This window comes from Nostoc sp. (assembly GCF_036917635.1).
GTDB lineage: Bacteria > Cyanobacteriota > Cyanobacteriia > Cyanobacteriales > Nostocaceae > Nostoc.
Genome location: NZ_JBALCW010000041.1, coordinates 1 through 2,371 on the forward strand (window position 1 = coordinate 1; position 2,371 = coordinate 2,371).

5 protein-coding genes are annotated in these 2,371 nt (G+C 44.8%); 3 read left to right on the plus strand and 2 right to left on the minus strand.

Annotated features, from left to right (window positions below; all coding sequences use genetic code 11):
* The 3 genes from V7K32_RS11355 to V7K32_RS11365 form a co-directional block, all read left to right on the plus strand.
* A partial coding sequence (locus V7K32_RS11355) for a DUF4351 domain-containing protein (RefSeq protein WP_334993174.1) occupies window positions 1-72 on the plus strand: 72 nt, incomplete at its 5' end.
* A 234-nt stretch (window positions 73-306) separates the two neighbouring features.
* Window positions 307-654 carry a hypothetical protein gene (locus V7K32_RS11360; RefSeq protein ID WP_334993166.1) on the plus strand — a complete coding sequence of 116 codons (348 nt, stop codon included), beginning with the start codon at window positions 307-309 and terminating at the stop codon, window positions 652-654.
* Complete coding sequence (locus V7K32_RS11365; protein ID WP_334993168.1) at window positions 642-932, plus strand: type II toxin-antitoxin system RelE/ParE family toxin; 291 nt, start codon at window positions 642-644, stop codon at window positions 930-932. Before V7K32_RS11360 ends, V7K32_RS11365 begins: the two co-directional genes overlap by 13 nt.
* Before the next feature lie 27 nt (window positions 933-959).
* Here the strand turns inward: V7K32_RS11365 and V7K32_RS11370 are convergent, their stop codons facing one another.
* Both V7K32_RS11370 and V7K32_RS11375 read right to left on the minus strand, forming a co-directional pair.
* Complete coding sequence (locus V7K32_RS11370) at window positions 960-1,481, minus strand: hypothetical protein (protein WP_334993170.1); 522 nt, start codon at window positions 1,479-1,481, stop codon at window positions 960-962.
* A 41-nt stretch (window positions 1,482-1,522) separates the two neighbouring features.
* A partial coding sequence (locus tag V7K32_RS11375) for a DUF3854 domain-containing protein (protein ID WP_334993172.1) occupies window positions 1,523-2,371 on the minus strand: 849 nt, incomplete at its 5' end.

Sequence of the window (2,371 nt, forward strand, 5' to 3'; positions counted from 1 at the left end):
CTAGGAGAGGCGTTATTAGATTTTTCTGTTGTGGCGGATTTAGAAGCTTGGTTAAATCAGCAAGCCGGATAACACATAGAGCATGGTAGTATTTGGGGGTGTAAATCGAGGTATTTAAGATGGCAATAGAAGTGTTTCCATCGTCATTTTATTGTGACTGTGGACATAAATCGTATTTCTTTGAGAATACGGTCAGGGATATGGAAAAGGCTAAGTTATGACATGGTTTAGTATAGGCTTAGTTAGAATTAGATATGCAGGTATTACGTTGAATTCTAATGTTTTGCGACAAAAATCAAATACTATATGACAGCCAACAATATTAAACAGCAAATTTTAGAGCATCTTGAGGCATTGCCAGGGGAGCAGGTAAAAAGTCTGCTCAAAACATGGTTGACTGGAACTGATGGAGACTTAGAAGATTTTGAGCAGTTACTCAGTCATGAATCTACTCAAAGTATAGAAGAAATCTTGTGTTTCGGTGAAATAGATACAACATTAAATTTCCAGTCACTGACCCAAACCCAAATGGTTGAGCAAAGCCGTAAAGCTCTGGAAGCATACCGTAGAACAGGCACAGGAGTAGCACATGAGCGTGTGCGTGAATGGGCAGACTCTTTAGGAACCGATGAAGAACGTCCATGTCCCAGATAGTTTGGACGCAAACGGCGATTGATGACTTAAATCGTCATTACGATTTTATCAAACTTAATAATGCTGATGCAGCAGCACGAGCAGTACAAGCAATTGTCTCTTCGGGTGACAGTCTACAAGAAAATCCCCGTCGAGGTGCGATTGTCGATGAGATAGCAGGATTACGAAAACTTGTAGTTTTTTTTGGAAAATACGGCTTTATAATTCACTACGTTATTCTTGAGGATGATGTTGTAATCTTACGCATCTATCACGGGCGAGAAAATCGACCTCGCTAATCAGATGTATCATTGCTTTTTAGTTTACTACACCACCGCCAACCAATCGCACACCACAGACGTACACCCGCCTCCAAACTTAACCCAAACCTGCCACTGCCCCAAATACCCATTCCAGTAAGGCTCAGAGTCAGCAATTCCAACAGAAAAGCCTACCTTGGAGACTAACTCGCTGTAGAACTGACCAGCGCTGTTGAGTCCTTGTCGCAGTTTCAGCTTCAGCCCCTTCCACCCTTGGTTCACCGGACTTTCCACCTGGGTGAGTGTTTGGGGAATGTCGTGTGGTGTCGTGTCAGTTAGTTGTGTGGGTAACACTATATTATTAATGACTGACACCACTTCAGTATTCTGGGATTGGGATATTGTGTCAACGACTGGTGTAGTTGTACTTATATTATTGGTGACTGACACCGAATCACTAATAGTAGCTTCATCCCGATTTAACCACTGCCCGAAAATCGAATCGCGCTGATCGTTAGGGGCAACAAACTGGTAAACGCACTCCCGATTTTCACGCTTACCCAAGCGACCGACATAATCCAACTTCAAGTCAATCTTGTCCAACAACTTCTGAGCAATCGCTACAGGGGTCAGTTTCTCCGAAATACTGACAAATGCCAGAATACTTGGTCACACTCGTCAATAATTATGACATCATTCGCCCAGTCATTGGGATTGAATCGCGCCTGACTTTCCTGATGCAGCGAATCAACACACACCCCGTATCCTAATAATGTCCCTGTTTCATTCGTGCGGACTTCGGTAACATAGTTAACACCAAATCTATTACACAGTGCCTCACCTAGCTGGATGCGATGGGTGATGATTAATACCCGCCTTCCAAGGTCGTGTGCTTTCGCCACCTCAGTTGCCAGCCATTCGGTTTTACCAGTGCCTTTGGGAGCCTTGAGGATAATCAGTTTTTCACCTTCTGGAACTTGCAGATGACCGAGGAAACGTTGATTAAGTGCGATCGCAGGCGGATAAGTCAGCAGAGTAAACAGCTTAATCTCCCACAACTCCAGTACAACGGCTGTGTTGTAGAGCGCGTCAAATGCAGGTTGACCGTGAGCAACAATAAAATCATCAACCCCTTTCTCTGCCCCTAACGGTAAATCAATCACTCGCAGCGAACAGCCTTCGTTTATCAGCAACCGTCCCATCCGACTGATAGCGGTTCGGACTCGCTGGACGGTTTCGGGTTTATTATCCTGGTCAAAGCAAATATTAACCTCTCTGCCTTCTGTTGCAAAATGTTTCAAGTCGGGGATAAGATTTGGCTTACCAATGGGAGTACCGTACTCATCGTGTGGTGTGCGATAACCAGCGTTAACACCGGGGATTGCGATCGCAGCATAACCACCAGTCAGCAATGCCCCCGCTTTTTTGACACCTTCGACAATTATCACTGGTACGTTGTGCCGCCAAACCCAGTGCCA

Bases quoted from the DNA above. Each gene is read 5' to 3' on its own strand.
- V7K32_RS11360 (WP_334993166.1), top strand. From the start codon at position 307: ATGACAGCCAACAATATTAAACAGCAAATTTTAGAGCATCTTGAGGCA.
- V7K32_RS11365 (WP_334993168.1), top strand. From the start codon at position 642: ATGTCCCAGATAGTTTGGACGCAAACGGCGATTGATGACTTAAATCGT.